This window comes from Nocardia sp. NPDC004260 (genome assembly GCF_053603155.1).
Genome location: NZ_JBSGEZ010000002.1, coordinates 37219 through 57459, shown reverse-complemented (window position 1 = coordinate 57459; position 20241 = coordinate 37219). Strand labels below are relative to the sequence as shown.

Genomic DNA, 20241 nt, shown 5'->3' with positions numbered 1-20241 from the left:
GCCAGGACGGACGCACTTCCGCCCGCGGGGCGGGCGATCCGGACCCGCGACAGCTTTCGCGAAACGTTCACTTCGCGGGTCCGGACCTCCGCGCCGGAACGTGTTCGACGCCGTGGCTGCGCGACGCTCCAGTGAGCAGATGAGAGGCTCGAACCCATGCATCGCAACACGCTTCCGCGGATCCGGACGAGCCCGGCATGAAGCCGGACGTGGTCGTCTGCGGGCTCGGCCCCGCCGGACGCGCCCTCGCACACCGCGCAGTGGAGCGCGGACTCACGGTCACCGTGGTCGATCCCGCGCCGGAGCGCCGCTGGACGGCCACCTATGCAATGTGGGCCGACGAACTGCCTGATTGGCTGTCGCCTCAGGTCGTCGCGGCGACGGTGCCCCGGCCGATGGCGTGGGGAACGCGCGCTCACCAATTGGACCGCCCGTACGTGGTGCTGGACACCCCACGACTGCAAAGGTCGCTGCACCTGGCCGACGCGAATGTAATCTCCGAGCGCGCGATCGATGTCGGCCCGGACCGGGTGACCTTGGCGTCCGGCGCGACTATCACCGGCGGCCGGGTGGTGGACGCGCGCGGACTCGCCCGCTCGCCCGCCCGGGCCGAGCAGACCGCCTATGGCGTCATCGTGGACGCCCGGCGCTGCGCCGGGCTCGAACCGCTGTTCATGGACTGGCGTCCGGACAACGGCGCCGCCCCGGACGCGCCGCGTTCGTTCCTCTACGCCGTTCCGCTGGACGACGAGCGGGTGCTGCTCGAGGAAACCTGTCTGGCCGGCCGTCCGGCCTTGACCGGCGCACAACTGCGGGCACGCTTGTGCGAGCGGCTCCGCGCCAGGGATGTCCGGCTCACCGGTGACGAACCCGTGGAGCACGTCCGTTTTCCGGTGCAAGGAGGCCGTCCGGGATCACGCAGGTTCGGAGCCGCGGGCGGCTTCCTGCATCCGGCGACCGGATACAGCGTCGGCGCCGCGCTGGCCGCTGCCGACGCGGTGGCCGCGGGCCGGGACGTGTGGCCCGCCACGGCGCGCGTCGTCCACCGGTTGCGCCGCGCCGGACTACGCGCGCTACTGGCGTTGCCGCCCGGCGATCTCCCGCTGTTCTTCGACACGTTCTTCGCGCTTCCCCCGGACGCGCAACGCGCGTATCTGTCCGGCCGCACCGACCTCGCCGGCACGGTCGCGGCGATGAGCGCACTGTTCGCCGCGCTCCCGGGACAGCTGCGTCGGCGTGTCGCGGCCGCGACACTCGGAGTTCCGGTTCCCTCGCGCGGCCGGTGGGCTTCGGCCATGATGGGGGTATGAGGTCGATCTGGAAGGGCTCGATCGCATTCGGGCTGGTGAACGTTCCGGTGAAGGTGTACACCGCCACCGAGGACCACGACATCCGGTTCCATCAGGTGCACGCCAAGGATGGAGGCCGGATCAAATACGACCGCGTCTGCAGCGTGTGCGGCCAATCCGTCCAGTACACCGAGATCGACAAGGCCTACGAGTCGCCGGACGGCGACAAGGTGGTGCTCAGCGACGAGGACTTCGCGAAGTTGCCGGTAGCGGAGAAGCACGAGATACCGGTGCTGCAGTTCGTGCCGTCGGACCAGATCGACCCGATCCTCTTCGAAAAGAGCTACTACCTGGAACCGGACTCCAGCACGCCGAAGGCCTACGTCCTGCTGGCCCGGACGCTGGAGCAGATCGAACGCACCGCCCTGGTGTACTTCACGTTGCGGCAAAAGACCCGGCTTGCCGCGCTGCGCGTGCGCGACGGCATCCTGGTGATTCAGACGCTGCTGTGGCCCGACGAGGTCCGCTCCGTGGAGTTCGAATCCCTCGACGGTGTCGCCGAGCCCAGACCGCAGGAGATCAAGATGGCCGAGACGCTCGTCGAGGCCATGTCCGACGACTTCGATCCGGAGCAGTTCACCGACGAGTACCAGATCGAGCTCAAACGCCTGCTCGACGAGGCGATCGCCAGCGGAACCGGCAAGGTGCCCGAACAGCCGGAGCTCGCGCCGAGCGGGATGGACGCCGAGGTGGTCGATCTGGTCGCCGCGTTGCAGCGCAGCCTGGAGGCCAGCGGGCGCAGGACGGCGGGCGGCGACGGGGCCGAGCCGAAGAAGGCCGCGAAGAAGGCCGCGGCCAAGAGCGCCGGAGGCAAGAGCGGCGCCGCCAAGAGCACGGCAGCCAAGAGCAGCGCGTCCAAGAGCGGCGCGTCCAAGAGCGCGGCGAAGAAGACGCCTGCGAAGAAGGCGGCCAAAAAGGCTCCGGCTCGCAAGGGCGCCTGATCTTCCTCCGGCGGGGCCGCCACGACCGCCGAATCAGTCTTGTGCCGCGCGCTGCCTGCCCTCTTCGAAGAACTCCAGCAGGGCCGCGACGGTGTTCACCGCGGTGCGGGGCCGGAGCGCGCCGAACGGCGCGTTCCAGAAGTCGCCGGTTCGCGGAGTCCACGGCCCGATGTAGGCGTAGGGCCCCGGATGAGCGTCGTCTCCCGGCGAAACCCCGTAGTTCACCTCGTCGACTGTGCTCGACAGATCGAAATGCTCCGGCCACAGCACCGGTGTCACGCCGGACGCCAGGCACCGCAACGCCTTGTCCCCCAGCGCGAACCAGTCCTCGATCAGCCCGACCGCCGAGGAATCCACTTCGATCGCCGCATCGGGATCCACGCCGGTGGTGTCCGCATACACCCCTTCCGGCGGCCCGGGTTCGAAACCCGCGGCCTCGGCAACCTCCCGATACGTCCCCTTCAGCCGCACCCGCCCTCCCGGCCACACCAGTTCCTCCCCGACCACCGAAACCGGCCAACGCACGCCTGCGAAACCCCGGTGCACGACTGCCAACCGAATGGTGCCGAATTCTCGATACTGCGGCCCGGCGATCAGCAACTCCGCGACCGCGTGCAGCCCGACACGCGATCGCCGATAGGTCATCTCGTCCACCCCCGAATCATCTCCGCTGCCGCCGCCCCACCGCACGGGTTCGGCGGGGAAGCGGCCGGTCGCCTCCGCGCCGTCACGAAGACGGCTCTCACTCATCCCGAGTTGGCGGAAATTCCCTCGCTGGCGCCGAAGCTGGCTTCCTCGTGACTGACGAGCCCCAGGAGAGCGAGAGGGCGGGGTGTGACCGCGATGGTCAGGTAGGAGACCGTGATCGCCCAGCGGTTGACCGCTCGCGGCACGGCAAACGTGTGGTAAGCGCGGGTCACCGCCTTGGCGGGCAGGCCGGACAGGCGGATGCCCATCGGGTTGGCGACCGCGAAGCGCGGCCCGAGGTCGACGACCAGACCCATGTCGCGGTGCTTGTAGTCGGCGGCCGTGCCGATGCCCAGGCTCGCCGCGACGTTCCTGGCCAGCGTCTTGCCCTGGCGTGTGGCGTGCTGCGCGGTGGGCGGAGTGATCCGGCCCGGCTTGGTGAGGTCGGGCACCGCCGCCGCGTCGCCGCCCGCGAAGACGTCCAGGTGGCCGGGCACGTTCAGTTTCGCGTCGACGACCAAGCGGCCCTTCTCCAGCGGCAAGCCGAGCGTGCCGAGCACCGGTGCGCCGGTTACACCCGTCACCCAGGCCACCGTGCGCGTGGGCACCACCGTGCCGTCGGTGAGCACGACCGAGTTCTCGTCGAGTTTCGTCAGCGAGGTCTCCAGCCGGATCTCGATGCCGCGTTTGCGCAGTACCTTCAGCACCTTGTCACTGAGCCGCTCGCCGACCTCGGGCATCACCCTGGGCGCCGTGTCGAGCAGGAGGAAACGCACTTCGGCGGGGTCGAACCCGCGGCGCGCGGCGTAGGCGTCGGCGAGGGCGCGCAACTGCGCGACGAGTTCGGTGCCCGCGTAGGACGCCCCCACGACCACCACGGTGCGGCGCGCCCGCCGCACCTCGGGGTCCTCCTCGTCGTCGGCGAGTTCGAGCTGGCGCAGCAGCTGCTCGCGCAGGTACAGCGCCTCGGCGACGGTCTTGAGCCCGCGCGCGTGCTCGGCCAGGCCGGGTATGTCGAACAGGCGGGTGACCGACCCGGGCGTGAGCACCAGCCGATCCCACGACAACTGCCGCGGCGGATGATGCTCACTCGCCACCGTGAGCGTCTTGTTCCGCAGATCCACCGACCGAGCGTTCGCCACCACCAACCGGACCTGCGGCAGCGAATCCGCCAGTGAGATGGCGACGAACCGAGGGTCGATCAGGCCACCGGCCACGTCCGGCAGCAGCGGCGTATAGAGCATGTAGTCGTTGGGCGTGACGAGCACGATTTCGATGTCGCGGTTCGCCTTGGCCACGATGCGGCAGAGCTTCTGGGCGCAGGTGAACCCCGCGAACCCGCTCCCGACGATCACGACCCGATGCGGGCTCGCAGTGTTCCCGTCCGGCACGGAGACCTCCTTGGCGTCAGCTCTCCGACGCGATTCCCGCTCAGGCACATCCGAAACCGCGCTACCGGTCGCCCGTGGCTCCGCCGACCCGCCCATCGGCAGGACCGATTCGTGGTTCGGCAGGCCGGGAGGGCGCGGGGCAGGTTCCCTACTTCCGGAACCGAGCCTCCAGTTCGGCGAGCGTCGCCTGGAGATCGGCCGGGCTGTTGGTTTTGAAGATGCCGTGGTATCCGGTTTCCGCGCGGACCGCGGCCTCGACGTCGGGGTCGTGATAGAGCTGCGCGAGTTTCAGCCCCTGCGCCAGGGCCGGATTCGGCTGGTTGTAGTCGGTGAAATTGGTGAACTCCACCGTGATGCCCTGCTCCGCCGCCTTCTTGCGGTAGACCTCCCAGTGCGGCAGCGACAGATCGTTGACCCCGATGCGGACCGCGTCGGATCGGTCTTCACCACCGCAGCCTGCCGCGGCGACGGCCAACACGGACACGAGCGGGATCAGCAACAGCCGGAGACGCGAGCGCATTATCAGCAAATTAGACGCTCGTTCAGTTCGTGCGGAGGGTTTCGCTCACCACAATCGAAACCGTTGTCGCCCGCCGCGCCCCGTCGCTTGGATTACCGGGTCATATCGCGACGAGTAATCGGGAGCACGAGTGAAATTCCATCGGGTACTGGCGATCCCGGTCCTGGTAGCGACCGCGGCCTTGACCCTGACCGGCTGCGGCGGTGACGACGCTTCCTCGGACAAGGTAGTGCGCATCGGCACCACCGACAAGGATCACTCCTGGGACGTCTTCGAGCAGCGCGCCAAGGACAAGGGCATCACGCTGCGGATCACCAACTTCTCCGACTACAAGCAACCGAATCTCGCGCTGTCGCAGAAACAGATCGACATCAATCTCTTCCAGCATCTGCAATTCCTGGGGGCCTACAACGTCGCGAACAACGACACCCTGACGCCGATCGGTTCCACCTACATCGTGCCGCTGGGTCTCTACTCGAAGAAGCACAAGTCGCCGGCCGACATTCCGCAGGGCGCGGAGATCGCGATCCCGAACGACCCCACCAATCAGGCACGGGCACTGTTCGTGCTGCAAGCCGCCGGGCTGCTGAAACTGTCGTCCGACACCAAGGCGCCGACCCCTGCCGACATCGACAAGGGCGCGTCCAAAGTGCGCGTCACCCCCGTCGACGCCGCGCAGACCGCGCTGTCGCTGGCCTCGGTCGACGGATCGATCATCAACAACACCTTCCTGGAGCGTTCCGGCATCGATCCGCATTCGGCGCTGTACAAGGACGATCCGAAGAACCCCGCCGCGGAGCCGTACATCAACGCGCTGGTCACCCGCGCCGAGGACAAGAACAATCCGGTATATCTGCAGCTCGCCGAGCTGTGGCACGACCCGGAGGTGCAGAAGGCGCACGACGAGGTGACCAAGGGCACCGCCGTCGAGGTGCGGCGCAGCGGCCAGGAACTCGAGCAGATCCTGCAGCGGGTGCAGCAGACCATCCGCGACGGCAAGTGAGCGACGCGGCCGTTCCCGCCGTCGAGTTCCGCTCGGTCACCAAGGTTTTCGGCAAGGGCGCGCAGCGCAATGTGGCGCTCGACGACATCGACCTGCGCATCGAGCAAGGCGAGATCTTCGGCGTGATCGGGTATTCCGGCGCGGGCAAGAGCACGCTGGTGCGGCTGATCAACGCGCTGGAGAAGCCGACGAGCGGCACGGTCGAGATCTCCGGCACACCCATCACCGGCGTGCCGGAACGCCAGGTGCGGCGGCTGCGGCGCGACATCGGAATGGTGTTCCAGCAATTCAATCTCTTCCGTTCCCGCACGGCCGCGGGAAACGTCGAATATCCGCTGAAGGTGGCGGGCTGGAAACGCGCCGAACGCAAGGCGCGGGTAGCCGAACTGCTGGAGTTCGTCGGGTTGTCCGATAAGGCGCGCAGTTACCCCGATCAGCTGTCGGGCGGCCAGAAGCAGCGGGTGGGCATCGCCAGGGCGCTGGCCACGTCGCCGTCCTTGCTGCTGGCCGACGAGTCCACCTCGGCACTGGACCCGGAGACGACCGGTGAGGTGCTGCGGTTGCTGCGCAAGATCAATCGCGAACTGGGCGTCACCATCGTGGTCATCACCCACGAGATGGACGTGATCCGCGCGGTGGCCGACCGGGTCGCGGTGCTCGCCGAAGGACGCATCGTGGAACTCGCCGACACCTTCGAGGTGTTCGCCACGCCGCAGGCGGCCCCCACCCGCTCCTTCGTCGAGACCGTCCTGCACAACCGCCCCTCCGAGAAGGAACTGCGCCGCCTCGCCGGTCGCCATGGGGGCCGGTTGATCACCGTCGACGTGGACGACGAGCGCGGCGTCGGCGCGGCGCTGGCCGCCGCGGCGCACGCCGAGGTCAGGTTCGAGGTGGTCTACGGCGGGGTGAGCAGCCTGCAGGAGAAGACCTTCGGCAGTCTCACCCTGGCGCTGCACGGCCCCGACGACGCCGTCGACAAGGTGGTCGCCGAACTCGAGCGCCGGTCGGCCTGAAAGGAGTTGCCATGCATACCGATTGGGACAAACTCCGGCCGGTGCTGAACGAAGCGATCGGCACCACGCTCTATCTGGTGGCGCTCACGTTCGTGGTCGGCGGCTTCATCGGGTTGCTGCTCGGCACCGCGCTCTACACCACCCGCAAGGGCGGTTTGCTGGCCAACGCGCCGATCAACCTGCTGCTCAACGTACTCGTCAACGTCGTGCGCCCGATCCCGTTCATCATCCTGCTCGCCGCGCTCGGCCCGGTGACGCTGGAGGTGGTCGGTACCACGATCGGCACCGAGGCGGCGGCGTTCGTCATGATCGTCGCGGCGTCGTTCGGCATCGCGCGCATCGTGGAACAGAACCTGGTGACCGTCGATCCCGGCGTGATCGAGGCGGCGCGCGCGGTGGGCGCGGGACCGCTGCGCATCATCCTGACGCTGCTGATCCCCGAGGCACTGGGGCCGCTGATCCTGGGCTACACCTTCGTGGTGATCGCCATCGTGGACATGTCCGCGATGGCGGGCACTGTCGGCGGCGGCGGTCTCGGCGATTTCGCCCTCGTCTACGGCTATCAGCGCTTCGACTGGCAGGTCACGCTCGTCGCGACGCTGATCATCATCGCGGGCGTACAGGGCATCCAGTTCTTCGGCAACTGGCTGGCGCGAAAAGTCCTGCGCCGCTGAGCTACCCGGCGGTCGAGGTGCACGCCGTCAAGCGCACGCTCGCGGGCCGGGGAATCGCGCTGCCGAGACTCGGGAACGGCGGGGCGCTGGGACCGAGGACATCGATGGCCCGGCGTTCGGCTTCAGCACGGGTGGGTCCCCACGCCCATCCGTGCTTGCCGTCGGCGCCGCGCACGACAGACCCGCAGGCGTTCCAGAACTGCACGACCGTCTGGCAATCGGTGACACCGCATTGGGCGCGTGCCGCGGCATCGGCGGCGGCCGCGCTCGCATAGTCCACCGCCGATGTGACCGCGCCGGTGCTGGGCGACAGCGCCAGCGCGCCATAGTAGGTCGCCGCATGCGCCGCACCCGCGGGAGCGCCGACCACGGCGCAGGTGGCGGCGGAGACCGCCGCGAGCCCGAGGGCAGCCTTGTGCGGCACCGACATGTGAGGATCCTCCCCGTTCCGAACGACTCGAAGCTCAAATCTTCATTCGGCCCGTGCGCTTTTGTCGAAATGGGCACTTCCCACCATCGGCGGGTGCGCCGACCCGCGCGAGGATCCCCTTTTTCCGAGCGTCCATCTTCGCCGGAAGCGGAACGCCGGTCGATTCGGCCGTGCGCGCTCCGGTCGGAACGCGTCGATGATCGTCCTCGAGCGCTCCGCCGGGAACGCCCGGGCAGCGGATACGACTCAGCCGCCGGGCGCCTTGTTCAGGCGTTACCGGCGGCTGCATCAGTTGCGGCGAATTACACCGTGAAGCCGAGGGCGCGCAACTGTTCGCGGCCGTCCTCGGTGATCTTGTCCGGACCCCACGGCGGCATCCAGACCCAGTTGATCCTCAAGTCCTCCACCAGTCCGCTGCGCACCAGCGCGTTGCGGGACTGGTCCTCGATGACGTCGGTCAGCGGGCAGGCCGCCGAAGTCAGCGTCATGTCCAGGACCGCGGTGCTGTCCTCCTCGACGCGCAATCCGTAGACCAGGCCGAGGTCGACGACGTTGATGCCGAGTTCCGGGTCGACGACGTCACGCATCGCCTCTTCGATGTCCTCGAGCAGTTTGATGTCCTCGGCGGACAGCTCGGGCAAATCGGCGGCCGGCGCGGCCTGTTCGGTCTGCTCGGTGGCCGGTGTGTCACTCATGACGCTTCCCCGTTTTCCATCGGACGGTTCAGTTCTCTTCCGCGGAGGGCGCGGGCTGCTCGGGGCCGATCCTGAGGACGGCGTCCTTGAACGCCATCCACCCGAGCAACGCGCACTTCACCCGCGCTGGGTATTTCGAGACGCCTGCCAAGGCGACGCCGTCGCCGATCACGTCCTCGTCGCCTTCGATGGTGCCGCGGCTGGAGATCATCTCACTGTAGGAGTCGACCACCTTCAGCGCCTGTTGCACCGGGAGCCCGATCACCTGATCGGTGAGGATCGAGGTGGCCGCCTGGCTGATCGAGCAACCCTGGCCGTCGTAGGAGACGTCGGTGACGTCACCGTTGTCGTCGAGCTGCACACGCAAGGTCACCTCGTCGCCGCAGGTCGGGTTCACGTGGTGCACCTCGGCCCCGAACGGCTCGCGCAGCCCCCGATGGTGCGGGTGCTTGTAGTGATCCAGGATCACTTCCTGGTACATCTGCTCCATGCGCATGACTTATGCAACCCCGAAGAAGCTCTGGGCCTTCCGCACCGCGGCGACCAGCGCGTCCACCTCGGCGAGCGTGTTGTAGACCGCGAACGAGGCGCGTGCGGTCGCGGCGACGCCGAAACGCCGGTGCAGCGGCCACGCGCAGTGATGGCCCACCCGGATGGCCACGCCCTCGTCGTCCAGGATCTGTCCGACGTCGTGGGCGTGGATGCCGTCCACCACGAACGACACCGCGCCGCCACGATCGACGTTCTCGGCAGGCCCGATGATCCGCACGCCGTCGATCCCGGCCAGCCCGTCCAGCGCCGCGCCGACCAGCGTGTGCTCGTGCGCGGCGACGGCGTCCATGCCGATCTCTTCCAGATACCGCACGGCCGCGCCCAATCCGACCACCTGGGAGGTCATCGGCACGCCCGCCTCGAAGCGCTGCGGCGGCGGCGCGTAGGTGCTGTGGTCCATGAAGACCGTCTCGATCATGGACCCGCCGGTGATGAACGGCGGCATCTCCTCCAGCAGCGAGCGGCGAGCGAAGAGCACGCCGACACCGGAGGGGCCGAGCATCTTGTGCCCGGAGAACGCGGCGAAATCCACACCGAGCGCGCGGAAGTCGACCGGCATGTGCGGCACCGACTGGCAGGCGTCGAGCACGACCAGCGCGCCCACCGCCTTCGCCCGGCGGACCAGCTCCTCGACCGGAGCGACCGCGCCGGTGACGTTGGACTGGTGGGTGAACGCGACCACCTTGGTGGCGGGCGACAGTTCCAGCGAATCCAGGTCGATCCGGCCTTCGTCGGTCACGCCGTACCACTTCAGCGTGGCGCCGGTGCGGCGGGCCAGCTCCTGCCAGGGCACCAGATTCGCGTGGTGCTCCAGCTCGGTGATCACGATCTCGTCGCCGGGGCCCAGGTGGTGCGGGAACCGGTCGTCGGCGAAGGCGTAGGTCACCAGGTTCAGCGACTCGGTGGCGTTCTTGGTGAACACGATCTCGCCCGCGTCCACCCCGACGAACCGCGCGATGTCGGCCCGCGCGCCCTCGTAGGCGTCGGTCGCCTCCTCGGCCAGCTGGTGCGCGCCGCGGTGCACCGCCGAGTTGCTGGTGATCAGGAAGTCGCGTTCTGCTTCGAGCACCTCGATCGGCCGCTGCGCGGTCGCGCCGGAGTCCAGGTACACCAACGGTTTCCCGTCCCGGACCGTGCGGTTCAGAATCGGGAAGTCGGCCCGGATACGGGCCACGTCGAGGGTGCGGACCGTAGCGGTCATATCAAGCTCCAGCGGTAGCGGTCTGAGTGAAACGAACGTAGCCGTTGGCGTCGAGTTCCTCGGCGAGCTCGGCGCCGCCCTCGGCGACGATGCGGCCGCCGACGAAGACGTGCACGAACTCCGGCTGGATGTAGCGCAGGATGCGGGTGTAGTGCGTGATCAGCAGGATGCCGCCGTTCTCGCGCTCCTTGTAGCGATTGACGCCCTCGGAGACGATGCGCAGTGCGTCGACGTCCAGACCCGAGTCGGTCTCGTCCAGGATCGCGATCTTCGGCTTGAGCAGGCCGAGCTGGAGGATCTCGTGGCGCTTCTTCTCGCCGCCGGAGAAGCCCTCGTTCACGCTGCGCTCGGCGAAGGCGGCGTCGATCTCCAGTTCGCTCATCGACTCCTTCACCTCCTTGACCCAGTGCCGCAGCTTGGGGGCCTCGCCGCGCACGGCGGTCGCGGCGGTGCGCAGGAAGTTCGACATCGAGACGCCGGGAACCTCGACCGGGTACTGCATGGCGAGGAACAGGCCCGCACGGGCGCGCTCGTCCACCGACATCGCCAGCACGTCCTCGCCGTCGAGCGTGATCGAGCCGGAGGTCACCGTGTACTTCGGGTGGCCGGCGATCGCGTAGGACAGCGTCGACTTGCCGGAGCCGTTCGGGCCCATGATGGCGTGCGTCTCACCGGACTTCACCGTGAGGTTCACGCCCTTGAGGATCTTGATGGGCTCGCCGGACTCGTCGGGATTGGCGACCTCGACGTGCAGGTCCTTGATTTCCAGGGTGGTCATCGAATTCGAATTCCTTTGCCAGGTATGGGGTCGTTGATCAGGCGCCGATGGCGGCGAGTTCGGCCTCGATGGCCGCCTCCAGCCGCTCCCGGACCTCGGGCACCGCGATCTTCTGGATGATCTCGTGGAAGAAACCGCGCACCACCAGGCGGCGGGCGGCGTCCTCCGGGATGCCGCGGGCGCGCAGGTAGAACAGCTGCTCGTCGTCGAACCTGCCGGTCGCGGACGCGTGTCCGGCGCCGACGATCTCGCCGGTCTCGATCTCCAGGTTCGGCACCGAGTCCGCCCGCGCGCCGTCGGTGAGCACCAGGTTGCGGTTCACCTCGAAGGTGTCGGTGCCCTCGGCGGCGGCGCGGATGAGCACGTCGCCGACCCACACGGTGCGGGCGTCGCCCTTGGGCGAGTGCGGGTCGCCTTGCAGCGCGCCCTTGTACAGCACATTCGACTTGCAGTTCGGCACGGCGTGGTCGACGAGCAGACGCTGCTCGAAGTGCTGGCCCGCGTCGGCGAAGTAGAGGCCGAGCAGTTCGGCGTCGCCGCCGGGGCCGTCGTAGCGGACGTGGCCGGTCAGCCGCACCAGATCACCGCCCAGGGTGACCGAGGTGTGCCGCAGCGTGGCGTCGCGGCCGAGCTTCGCGTGGTGGGCGGTGGCGTGCACCGCGTCGTCGGCCCAGTCCTGCACGGCCACCACGGTCAGCTTGGCGGAATCGCCGAGCATGAATTCCACGTTCTCCGCGTAGATTCCGCTGCCGCGCTGGTCGATGACCACGGTGGCCTTGGCGAAGTGCTCCAGCCGGATCTGCAGATGCCCGTAGGCGGTCTTGCCCTCGCCGGGCCCGGTGATCGTGACGGTCACCGGTTCGGCGACCTCGACCTCCTTGCCGACCGATACCACGGTGGCCTGCTCGAAGCCCGAGTACGCCTGCGCGGCAACGCGGTCGGACGGCACGCCGGCCTCGCCGAGGCGGGCGTCGGAGCGTTCGACCGTCTCCACCGTGACGCCCTCGGCCGCCGCGACCTCGACACTCGTGCGGCCGTCCCGGACCGCGGTGCCGTCCTGCAGTCCACGCAGACGGCGCAGCGGGGTGAACCGCCACGCCTCGTCCTTGGCGGAAGGCACCTCGAAGGCGTTCACGTCGAACGACGTGAAGACCTCGCCCTTGTTGATCGCAGGGGTACGAGCCTCGGCGGCTTCGGCTACGTTCTCCACGGCCATCAGCCGACGGCTCCTTCCATCTGCAGCTCGATCAGGCGGTTCAGCTCGAGCGCGTATTCCATCGGCAGTTCCTTGGCGATCGGCTCCACGAAGCCGCGCACCACCATGGCCATCGCCTCGTCCTCGGTGAGGCCGCGGCTCATCAGGTAGAACAGCTGGTCCTCGGAGACCTTCGAGACGGTCGCCTCGTGACCCATGGTCACGTCGTCCTCGCGGATGTCGACGTAGGGGTAGGTGTCGGATCGGCTGATCGTGTCGACCAGCAGCGCGTCGCACTTCACCGTCGACTTCGACCCGTGGGCGCCCTTGTTCACCTGCACCAGGCCGCGGTAGGAGGCCCGGCCGCCGCCGCGCGCCACCGACTTCGACACGATGGTCGAGGAGGTGTGCGGCGCGAGGTGCAGCATCTTCGCACCGGTGTCCTGGTGCTGGCCCTCGCCAGCGAACGCCACCGACAGCACCTCGCCCTTGGCGTACTCGCCGGTCATCCAGACCGCCGGGTACTTCATGGTGACCTTGGAACCGATGTTGCCGTCGATCCACTCCATGGTCGCGCCCGCCTCGGCCTTGGCCCGCTTGGTGACCAGGTTGTAGACGTTGTTCGACCAGTTCTGGATGGTGGTATAGCGGCAGCGGCCGCCCTTCTTCACGATGATCTCCACCACCGCGGAGTGCAGCGAGTCCGACTTGTAGATCGGCGCCGTGCAGCCCTCGACGTAGTGCACGTAGGCGCCTTCGTCGACGATGATCAGGGTGCGCTCGAACTGGCCCATGTTCTCGGTGTTGATCCGGAAGTAGGCCTGCAGCGGGATGTCGACGTGCACGCCCGGCGGCACGTAGATGAACGAGCCGCCCGACCACACGGCCGTGTTCAGCGCGGAGAACTTGTTGTCGCCCGCGGGGATCACCGAGCCGAAGTACTGCTGGAAGATCTCCGGGTGCTCTTTGAGACCGGTGTCGGTGTCCAGGAAGATCACGCCCTGGGCCTCCAGGTCCTCGCGGATCTGGTGGTACACGACCTCGGACTCGTACTGCGCGGCGACACCGGCGACCAGCCGCTGCTTCTCCGCTTCGGGGATGCCCAGCTTGTCGTAGGTGTTCTTGATGTCCTCGGGCAGCTCGTCCCAGGACGCGGCCTGCTTCTCGGTGGAGCGCACGAAGTACTTGATGTTGTCGAAGTCGATGCCGTCGAGGTTGGAGCCCCAGATCGGCATGGGCTTGCGATCGAAGATGCGTAGCGCCTTCAGCCGCTGTTCGAGCATCCATTCCGGCTCGTTCTTCTTCGCCGAGATGTCGCGGACAACCGCGTCGGACAGACCTCGTTGCGCGCTGGCGCCGGCCACATCCGAATCGGCCCAGCCGTAACCGTATTTGCCCAGCGAAGCGATGGCCTCTTCCTGGGTGAGCGGTTGCACCTGGTCGGTGGTCGTCGTCATTCGGCACTCCTTCCGGAGTCGTTCGTTCGTACCGCTGCGGGCTGTGCAGCGGTTGGTGCTGAAGTTGCGGTCCGTTCGGCGGGCAGGACGAGCAGCGGCACGTGCGTGGTGCACGCGCAGTCGCCATTGGCGATCGTGGCCAGCCGCTGCACGTGGGTGCCGAGCAGCTCGCGGAACGCCTCGAGTTCCGCCGCGCACAGCTGCGGGAACTCCTCGGCGACGTGCGCCACGGGGCAGTGGTGCTGGCAGATCTGCACGCCGGTGCCCACCTTGCGGGTGGTGGCCGCGAACCCGGCGTCGGTGAACGCCTCGGCGATCTCCTCGGCCTTGGCCGCGGTCTGTTCCGTGGTGTGCTCACCGACCGGTTCGATCCCGGCCACGATAGTGCGTGCTCGTTTGCGGGCGAACTCGGTGATGGCCTGTTCGCCGCCGATCTCTCCGAGCTGCCGGATGGCGGCTCCGGCCAGATCGTCGTAGGCGTGGCCGAGCTTGCCGCGTCCGGCCGCGGTGAGCTGGTACTGCTTGGCCGGGCGGCCCCGGCCTTTCTGCTGCCAGGGCGCCGATCGGCTGGCCCGCGCCTGACCCGAATCGATCAGCGCGTCCAAGTGCCTGCGCACGCCCGCCGGGGCCAGGCCGAGCTTGCTCCCGATGGCGGTGGCGGTGATCGGTCCTTCCTCCAGCAGCAGCTGGACGATGGCCGCTCGGGTATGCCCTTCGCCGCCGACCGCCGCGGGCGCAGCGGTCGACCCGGCGCCGGCCCTGCGACCGGCTCCTTCGTCGTCTCTCCGCAAACCCACGGTTTTCACAACATAAGTGTGGCGGAATTCGTTCCCGAAATCTAATAAGGGTGCCCTGAGTCAGCAACCCGGTCGACCTGCGGGGATTCCGACGCGGCGGGAAACCACCCCCGGGCATTCCGGACAGGTGTCCACTCGGCGCGGAGCCCGGCCGCGGCCCGACTCCCCGGCTGACCTGCGCAGAGGAAACGCCGATCGGAGCAGGTCGAGCCGAGTCCGCACGACTCCGAGCGTCGAGCATCGCGCCTCCGATCCCCTCGCCGCGGCCCGGCGCCGGTCCGGCCGGGGCCCACAGTGCGATTCGTCACAGGCGCTCAGCGCACGGCGACCAGTTTCATCGGCGTCTCCAGCAGCGCGTCCACCGCCTCGTCCCACTCGGCCGTGACCGTGGTGACCAGCGAGGGATCGAAACGACCCGCGGCGACGAGATCGAGCATCTCGGGAATGACCGGGCGGACGTGGGCGCGACCGGTGTGGAAGGTGCAGCAGCGGGTGTACATATCCAGAATCGGCAGGGCGACATCCTGCGACTGCACGCTGACGCTCGTGCACCAACCGTCGTACGCCGCCGCATCGATCGCCGCGCGCAGCGCCTTCGCCCCACCGGCCGCCTCCACCACGATCGGGAACCGTCCGACCCGGGCGTCGCGCGGACCTTCGATCGGCTCCGCTCCGAGCGATTTCGCGATCTCGAGCCGCTGGGCCAAGTCGTCGAGATAGACCACACGGGCGGAGCCGAGGGCGACGGCGAGCCCCGCGGCGTACAGGCCGATCGATGGCGCGGCGGGGCCGCCGATCACCAGCACTTCGGCGGCGGGATCGTCGGCCAGCTGGGGTCCGACCGAACGGTAGGCGTCGGGGATGTTGTCGCTCGCGCTGACCACCGCGACCGGGTCGACGCCGGACGGCAGGCGGACCAGCATGGCGTCGGCATGCGGCACGAGCGCGAGGTCGGCCCACAGCCCGCCCCAGTCCAGCCCGCCCATGGGGCCGAGGCCGAAACTGGACAGCCGCGGATGGCTGGTGCAGTTCCCGGTCCGCCCACGCGCGCACGCCCGGCAGGCGCCGCACGAGATCTGGAACGGCACCACCACGCGATCGCCCACCGCGACGTCGCGGACCTCCGGGCCCACCTCGACCACTTCGGCGACTCCCTCGTGCCCGAAGGGATACGGCCCCGGCAGCGGGAAAGCCCCGCGCAGGACGGCCGGATCGATGTCGCAGGTGGCCAGCGCGACCGGCCGCACGAGCGCCTGATCGGGCCCGCTCAGGACGGGTTCGGGGTGGTCTTCCCAGCGCATCGCACCGGGGCCGGTCAGCATCAGTCGCTTCATCGTCCGAGTTTCGCTAGAACGTTCTTTCTAGTCAACGGCTTCACGTCGAATCTCCCTGCTCGACACGCATTTCCGGAAGATTTCCGGACGGCGATGCCGTATCGGCTTCGATTTCGTCCGAGCCTTCCGCCGTCGCGACCGCGCCACCGATTCCCGCAGCCGCGAAGGTGGCCCGGATCAGCCGCTCCATCGACTTCGCGACCGTGCGCAGCGGTGCGTCCGTCTGGCGGATCCGGGCCAGGAGGGTGGCGCCCTCGTAGGCGGCGACCACCGTGGCGGCCAGCTCGGCCGCGTCCTCCCCGCCGAGGCCGAGCTCGGCCAGCAGCCCGGCGAACGCCTGCTCCATCGTGTCGAAGGCGCGCACACAGGCCGAGCGCACCGCCGCCACGTCGCTGCCGCCGTCCAGCGCGGGCGTCCCGATCGGGCACCCGTCGGTCCATTCCGAGTCCGCGAGCTTGCCCACCATGAATTCGAACAGCGTGGCCAAGGTGGCGGACACGTCGGTCGGCGCCTGACGGATCATCCGGCCTGTCAGCACGCCGGTCCCGGTGATCGCCGCGACCGCGATCTCTTCCTTGCCACCCGGAAAGTGGTGGTAGATCGAGCCGTACGGCAGTTCGGCCGCCTCGCTCAACGCCTTCAGACCGAACCCGTGATACCCGTGCCGCGCCAGCAGCCCGGAGGCGGCCACCTCGATCCGCCGCCTGGACTCCGAAACCATGCGTCGATTGTGCCGCGTGAGCGGGGCTGGCCCGGGCGGAACGACCGGGGTCCGTTCGCGGTGTGCGCTCGCCGTTCGAACTAGGCTTCGTGGCGTGGCGGTACTGGACGGCGCGCGGCGCAGGACACTGGCGTTCGGGCGCCGGGCACTCGGACTCGACGTGCCCGCGGCCGATCACACGATCGCGGTGCTGCATCGCGACGAGTCGGAGGTGCCCGGTCTCGATCGCAAGGAGCTGGCGCAGCTCGACCGGATCCGCCTGATGGGCGCGACCGGAACGGTGCTGATGGCGATCAGTGCGCTGGGCATCGGGGCACAGCCGGTGCACCAGAACCCCACGTCCGGCGTCCGCGTGCTCGGCATCTTCGCCCGCGCCCACACCGGATCGCTGGCCATGTGCATGACCGGCACCGTCGTCGTGGTGCTGGCCTGGCTGCTGCTGGGCCGGTTCGCGGTGGGCGGCATCGGCGGCTCCCCCGTGCACCGGCTGACCCGCTCGCAACTCGATCGCACGCTGCTGCTGTGGCTGATCCCGCTCAGCGTCGCTCCCCCGCTGTTCAGCAACGACGTCTACTCCTATCTGGCGCAGAGCGAGATCGCCGCGCGCGGCATCGACCCCTACCAGGAAGGCCCCGTCGCGGGGCTCGGGATCGACAACGTTCTCACCAATAACGTCCCGACCATCTGGCGTGACACCCCCGCGCCCTACGGCCCGCTGTTCCTCTGGATCGGCCGCGGCATCGCCGAACTCACCGGCGACAACATCATCGCGGGCGTGTGGGTGCACCGGATCCTCGCGCTCGGCGGCGTCGCGCTGATCGTCTGGGCGCTGCCCCGGCTCTCGGTGCGCTGCGGCGTCGCGCCGGTCAGCGCGCTGTGGCTCGGCGCGGCCAACCCGCTGGTGCTGTTCCATCTGGTCGGCGGCGTGCACAACGACGCGCTGATGCTCGGCCTGATGCTGGCGGGCCTGGAGTTCTGCCTGCGCGCCATCGAGGACACCCACCCGTTCGACGGCCGCGCCTACGCGTGGCTGATCGGCGGCGCGGTCATCATCACGCTGTCGTCGTCGATCAAATTCACCTCGATCATCGCGCTCGGTTTCGTCGGCATGGCGCTGGCTCGCAGGTGGGGGGCCTCGCTGCGCACGGTGGCCATCGCGGCCGCCATGCTCGGCGCGATAGCCATCGGCACAACGCTTTTCATCAGTTCGGTGAGCGGGCTCGGATTCGGTTGGATCTACACGCTGAACACCGCGAGCGTGGTGCGCAGCTGGATGTCGTTGCCCACGGTGCTGGGCATCATCACCGGATTCGGCGGCGTACTGCTCGGGCTCGGCGACCACACCACCGCGCTGCTGAGCATCACCCGCCCGATCGCGGCACTGGTCGCGGGCTTCTTCACCGTGCGCATGCTCGTTGCCACCGGCACCGGGCGGCTGCATCCGGTCGGCGCGCTCGGCGTAGCGCTCGGCGCGATCGTGCTGCTTTTCCCGGTGGTGCAGCCCTGGTATCTGCTGTGGGCGATCGTCCCGATGGCCGCGTGGGCGACCCGGCCGGTGTTCCGCGTTCCGGCGGTGGCGTTCTCGGCGATCGTGAGCGTGATCCTGATGCCGCGCGGCGCCGATCTCGAGGTGTTCCAGATCGTGGGCGCCGCGATCGCCACCGTCATCGTCGGAGTGCTGTTCATCGTGATCACGCGCAATTCGCTGCCCTGGCGCGGGCAGACGGGGGTGTCGGCTCCGTCACAGGTGCCCACCTCCTACGGTGTGACATCGTGAACGCACCCTCCGGACCCGCCGTCAGCGTCGACGGCGTCGTCAAGCGTTACGGCGACATCACGGCCGTGGACGGCCTGACGTTCGAGGTGGAACCGGCGCGGGTGCTCGCGCTGCTCGGCCCGAACGGCGCGGGCAAGACCACGACGGTGGAGATGTGCGAGGGATTCGCCGCGCCGGACGCGGGCAGGGTGCGCGTGCTCGGCCTGGACCCCGTCGCCGATTCCGAACGGCTGCGCCCCCGCATCGGCGTCATGTTGCAGGGCGGCGGCGCGTATCCCGGTGCGCGGGCGGGTGAGATGCTCGACTTGGTGGCCGCGTACTCCGCGGATCCGCTCGACCCCGACTGGCTGCTGCGCACGCTCGGCCTCCAGGACAACCGCCGCACCCCCTACCGGCGTCTCTCCGGCGGACAACAGCAACGGCTCGCTCTCGCCTGCGCACTGGTGGGCAAGCCGGAAATCGTGTTCCTCGACGAGCCCACCGCGGGGCTGGACGCTCAGGCCAGGTTGATCGTCTGGGAGCTGATCGATGCCCTGCGCCGCGACGGGGTGACCGTCGTGCTGACCACGCACATGATGGACGAGGCCGAGCAACTCGCCGACCAGCTGGTGATCATCGACCACGGCCGCATCGTCGCCTCCGGCACCCCGGCCGAGGTCACCGCGCACGGCGCGGCCGGGCAGCTACGCTTCTGCGCCCCGCCCAAACTGAACCTGGAACTGCTGGCCAACGCCCTGCCCGAAGGCTTCGCGCCCCGGGAGACCACGCCCGGCACCTATCTGGTGGAGGGCGAGATCAATCCGCAGGTGCTCGCCACCGTCACCGCGTGGTGCGCGCGGATGGACGTGCTGGCCACCGACATCCGGATCGACCAGCGCCGCCTCGAGGACGTCTTCCTCGAACTGACCGGACGGGACCTGCGCGGATGAGCGAGCACGACCGGACCGCCAACCGTTTCGCGCCGGGCACTTTCGCTCCCGCCCCGCGCCCGAGCACCCGCGCCGCGATGCTGCTCGCGCAGACCAGGCTCGAACTGATCCTGTTGCTGCGCAACGGCGAACAACTGCTGCTGACCATGTTCATCCCGATCACCCTGCTGGTCGGCCTGAGCCTGTTGCCGTTCGGCGACCTCGGCGCGGACCGGGTGGACAAGATCGTGCCCGCGGTGATGATGGTGGCCGTCATGTCCACCGCGTTCACCGGTCAGGCCATCGCGGTCGGCTTCGACCGGCGCTACGGCGCGCTCAAGCGGCTCGGCGCGACGGCGCTGCCGCGCTGGGGCGTCATCGCGGGCAAGTGCGCGGCCGTGCTCATCGTGGTCGTGCTGCAAGCCGTGCTGCTCGGCCTCATCGGCTTTGCGCTGGGCTGGCGGCCGGAACCGCTCGGGTTGCTGCTCGGCGCGGCGGTGATCGCGCTCGGCACCGCGACGTTCGCGGCGATGGGCCTGCTGCTGGGCGGCACTCTCAAGGCCGAGGTGGTGCTCGCGCTGGCGAACATCCTGTGGTTCGTCATGCTCGGCGTCGCCAGTATCGTGTTCGCCTCCGACGACCTGCCCACGGTGGTGAGCGTGCTCGCCCGGCTGGTGCCCTCGGGGGCGTTGGCGGAAGCGCTGGAGAGCGCGATGGACACCAGCGTCGACTGGTTCGGGATCGCCGTGCTCGCGGTGTGGGGCGCGGCGTCGGGCGTCGCCGCCACCCGTCTGTTCCGCTTCCACTGAGCTTCAACG

21 protein-coding genes are annotated in these 20241 nt (G+C 68.9%); 8 read left to right on the top strand and 13 right to left on the bottom strand.

Features of this window, described 5'->3' with window-relative positions:
- The first annotated feature begins 197 nt into the window (after positions 1-197).
- Entirely contained in the window at positions 198-1310 is a 1113-nt protein-coding gene (locus tag ACWEO7_RS01855) for a lycopene cyclase family protein (protein WP_452420074.1), read from the top strand.
- Positions 1307-2290, top strand: coding sequence for a non-homologous end joining protein Ku (ku, locus tag ACWEO7_RS01850; protein WP_452420073.1), 984 nt, complete (start codon positions 1307-1309; stop codon positions 2288-2290). Before ACWEO7_RS01855 ends, ku begins: the two co-directional genes overlap by 4 nt.
- Before the next feature lie 33 nt (positions 2291-2323).
- Here the strand turns inward: ku and ACWEO7_RS01845 are convergent, their stop codons facing one another.
- The 3 genes from ACWEO7_RS01845 to ACWEO7_RS01835 all read right to left on the bottom strand — a co-directional run bounded on the left by ACWEO7_RS01845 (position 2324) and on the right by ACWEO7_RS01835 (position 4888).
- Complete coding sequence (locus ACWEO7_RS01845) at positions 2324-3040, bottom strand: hypothetical protein (protein WP_452420072.1); 717 nt, start codon at positions 3038-3040, stop codon at positions 2324-2326.
- Entirely contained in the window at positions 3037-4368 is a 1332-nt protein-coding gene (locus tag ACWEO7_RS01840; RefSeq protein WP_452420071.1) for an NAD(P)/FAD-dependent oxidoreductase, read from the bottom strand. The genes ACWEO7_RS01845 and ACWEO7_RS01840 overlap by 4 nt, the downstream gene beginning before the upstream one ends.
- Before the next feature lie 148 nt (positions 4369-4516).
- Positions 4517-4888, bottom strand: a complete 372-nt coding sequence (locus ACWEO7_RS01835) for a MetQ/NlpA family ABC transporter substrate-binding protein (RefSeq protein ID WP_452420070.1) — start codon at positions 4886-4888, stop codon at positions 4517-4519.
- Between the two features lie 130 nt (positions 4889-5018).
- Between ACWEO7_RS01835 and ACWEO7_RS01830 the strand changes: the two genes are divergently transcribed.
- From ACWEO7_RS01830 to ACWEO7_RS01820, 3 genes are read left to right on the top strand one after another with little or no spacing between them, the layout of a single operon-like run.
- A complete protein-coding gene (locus ACWEO7_RS01830) occupies positions 5019-5891 on the top strand; it encodes a MetQ/NlpA family ABC transporter substrate-binding protein (RefSeq protein ID WP_379251860.1) in 873 nt (290 codons plus the stop codon).
- Positions 5888-6904, top strand: a complete 1017-nt coding sequence (locus tag ACWEO7_RS01825; RefSeq protein ID WP_452420069.1) for a methionine ABC transporter ATP-binding protein — start codon at positions 5888-5890, stop codon at positions 6902-6904. The genes ACWEO7_RS01830 and ACWEO7_RS01825 overlap by 4 nt, the downstream gene beginning before the upstream one ends.
- Positions 6905-6915: 11 nt before the next feature.
- Positions 6916-7578 carry a methionine ABC transporter permease gene (locus ACWEO7_RS01820; RefSeq protein WP_195042705.1) on the top strand — a complete coding sequence of 221 codons (663 nt, stop codon included), beginning with the start codon at positions 6916-6918 and terminating at the stop codon, positions 7576-7578.
- Position 7579: 1 nt separating this feature from the next.
- Here the strand turns inward: ACWEO7_RS01820 and ACWEO7_RS01815 are convergent, their stop codons facing one another.
- From ACWEO7_RS01815 to ACWEO7_RS01770, 10 genes are all read right to left on the bottom strand, one after another.
- Positions 7580-8008 (bottom strand): DUF4189 domain-containing protein, encoded by a 429-nt coding sequence (locus ACWEO7_RS01815; protein ID WP_355070838.1) that lies wholly within the window; start codon positions 8006-8008, stop codon positions 7580-7582.
- A gap of 302 nt (positions 8009-8310) precedes the next feature.
- Entirely contained in the window at positions 8311-8649 is a 339-nt protein-coding gene (locus ACWEO7_RS01810) for a metal-sulfur cluster assembly factor (RefSeq protein WP_452420252.1), read from the bottom strand.
- 82 nt (positions 8650-8731) lie between these two features.
- Complete coding sequence (gene sufU, locus ACWEO7_RS01805) at positions 8732-9199, bottom strand: Fe-S cluster assembly sulfur transfer protein SufU (RefSeq protein ID WP_452420068.1); 468 nt, start codon at positions 9197-9199, stop codon at positions 8732-8734.
- Between the two features lie 3 nt (positions 9200-9202).
- Positions 9203-10456 carry a cysteine desulfurase gene (locus tag ACWEO7_RS01800; protein WP_452420067.1) on the bottom strand — a complete coding sequence of 418 codons (1254 nt, stop codon included), beginning with the start codon at positions 10454-10456 and terminating at the stop codon, positions 9203-9205.
- A 1-nt stretch (position 10457) separates the two neighbouring features.
- On the bottom strand, positions 10458-11234 hold the full coding sequence (sufC, locus tag ACWEO7_RS01795) for a Fe-S cluster assembly ATPase SufC (RefSeq protein WP_355070834.1): 777 nt from the start codon (positions 11232-11234) through the stop codon (positions 10458-10460).
- Positions 11235-11271: 37 nt separating this feature from the next.
- The gene (sufD, locus tag ACWEO7_RS01790) at positions 11272-12450 is read right to left on the bottom strand and encodes a Fe-S cluster assembly protein SufD (RefSeq protein WP_452420066.1); all 1179 of its coding nucleotides are present in this window, start codon (positions 12448-12450) and stop codon (positions 11272-11274) included.
- Positions 12450-13886: a Fe-S cluster assembly protein SufB gene (gene sufB / locus ACWEO7_RS01785; protein WP_452420065.1), complete on the bottom strand. Its 1437-nt coding sequence runs from the start codon at positions 13884-13886 to the stop codon at positions 12450-12452. The genes sufD and sufB overlap by 1 nt, the downstream gene beginning before the upstream one ends.
- The gene (locus ACWEO7_RS01780; protein ID WP_452420064.1) at positions 13883-14692 is read right to left on the bottom strand and encodes a helix-turn-helix transcriptional regulator; all 810 of its coding nucleotides are present in this window, start codon (positions 14690-14692) and stop codon (positions 13883-13885) included. The genes sufB and ACWEO7_RS01780 overlap by 4 nt, the downstream gene beginning before the upstream one ends.
- A gap of 305 nt (positions 14693-14997) precedes the next feature.
- On the bottom strand, positions 14998-16017 hold the full coding sequence (locus tag ACWEO7_RS01775) for an alcohol dehydrogenase catalytic domain-containing protein (RefSeq protein ID WP_452420063.1): 1020 nt from the start codon (positions 16015-16017) through the stop codon (positions 14998-15000).
- A gap of 40 nt (positions 16018-16057) precedes the next feature.
- A complete protein-coding gene (locus tag ACWEO7_RS01770; RefSeq protein ID WP_452420062.1) occupies positions 16058-16738 on the bottom strand; it encodes a TetR/AcrR family transcriptional regulator in 681 nt (226 codons plus the stop codon).
- Positions 16739-16832: 94 nt separating this feature from the next.
- On the opposite strand from ACWEO7_RS01770, the gene mptB reads away from it, so the two are divergent.
- Genes mptB through ACWEO7_RS01755 form a run of 3 tightly spaced genes read left to right on the top strand, consistent with a single transcriptional unit; the run spans position 16833 to position 20232 of the window.
- Positions 16833-18515 carry a polyprenol phosphomannose-dependent alpha 1,6 mannosyltransferase MptB gene (mptB, locus tag ACWEO7_RS01765; RefSeq protein WP_450014946.1) on the top strand — a complete coding sequence of 561 codons (1683 nt, stop codon included), beginning with the start codon at positions 16833-16835 and terminating at the stop codon, positions 18513-18515.
- On the top strand, positions 18512-19444 hold the full coding sequence (locus ACWEO7_RS01760; protein WP_452420061.1) for an ABC transporter ATP-binding protein: 933 nt from the start codon (positions 18512-18514) through the stop codon (positions 19442-19444). Before mptB ends, ACWEO7_RS01760 begins: the two co-directional genes overlap by 4 nt.
- Positions 19441-20232: an ABC transporter permease gene (locus tag ACWEO7_RS01755; protein WP_452420060.1), complete on the top strand. Its 792-nt coding sequence runs from the start codon at positions 19441-19443 to the stop codon at positions 20230-20232. The genes ACWEO7_RS01760 and ACWEO7_RS01755 overlap by 4 nt, the downstream gene beginning before the upstream one ends.
- The last annotated feature ends 9 nt before the right edge of the window (positions 20233-20241 follow it).

What these genes read in the sequence shown, in the direction of transcription:
- ACWEO7_RS01770 (WP_452420062.1), bottom strand. Translation starts at nt 16,738, where the DNA reads ATGGTTTCGGAGTCCAGGCGGCGGATCGAGGTGGCCGCCTCCGGGCTG.
- ACWEO7_RS01815 (WP_355070838.1), bottom strand. Translation starts at nt 8,008, where the DNA reads ATGTCGGTGCCGCACAAGGCTGCCCTCGGGCTCGCGGCGGTCTCCGCC.
- ACWEO7_RS01800 (WP_452420067.1), bottom strand. Translation starts at nt 10,456, where the DNA reads ATGACCGCTACGGTCCGCACCCTCGACGTGGCCCGTATCCGGGCCGAC.
- sufD (WP_452420066.1), bottom strand. Translation starts at nt 12,450, where the DNA reads ATGGCCGTGGAGAACGTAGCCGAAGCCGCCGAGGCTCGTACCCCTGCG.
- sufB (WP_452420065.1), bottom strand. Translation starts at nt 13,886, where the DNA reads ATGACGACGACCACCGACCAGGTGCAACCGCTCACCCAGGAAGAGGCC.
- ACWEO7_RS01855 (WP_452420074.1), top strand. Translation starts at nt 198, where the DNA reads ATGAAGCCGGACGTGGTCGTCTGCGGGCTCGGCCCCGCCGGACGCGCC.
- ACWEO7_RS01755 (WP_452420060.1), top strand. Translation starts at nt 19,441, where the DNA reads ATGAGCGAGCACGACCGGACCGCCAACCGTTTCGCGCCGGGCACTTTC.
- ku (WP_452420073.1), top strand. Translation starts at nt 1,307, where the DNA reads ATGAGGTCGATCTGGAAGGGCTCGATCGCATTCGGGCTGGTGAACGTT.
- sufC (WP_355070834.1), bottom strand. Translation starts at nt 11,234, where the DNA reads ATGACCACCCTGGAAATCAAGGACCTGCACGTCGAGGTCGCCAATCCC.
- ACWEO7_RS01820 (WP_195042705.1), top strand. Translation starts at nt 6,916, where the DNA reads ATGCATACCGATTGGGACAAACTCCGGCCGGTGCTGAACGAAGCGATC.
- ACWEO7_RS01775 (WP_452420063.1), bottom strand. Translation starts at nt 16,017, where the DNA reads ATGAAGCGACTGATGCTGACCGGCCCCGGTGCGATGCGCTGGGAAGAC.
- ACWEO7_RS01845 (WP_452420072.1), bottom strand. Translation starts at nt 3,040, where the DNA reads ATGAGTGAGAGCCGTCTTCGTGACGGCGCGGAGGCGACCGGCCGCTTC.
- sufU (WP_452420068.1), bottom strand. Translation starts at nt 9,199, where the DNA reads ATGCGCATGGAGCAGATGTACCAGGAAGTGATCCTGGATCACTACAAG.
- ACWEO7_RS01835 (WP_452420070.1), bottom strand. Translation starts at nt 4,888, where the DNA reads ATGCGCTCGCGTCTCCGGCTGTTGCTGATCCCGCTCGTGTCCGTGTTG.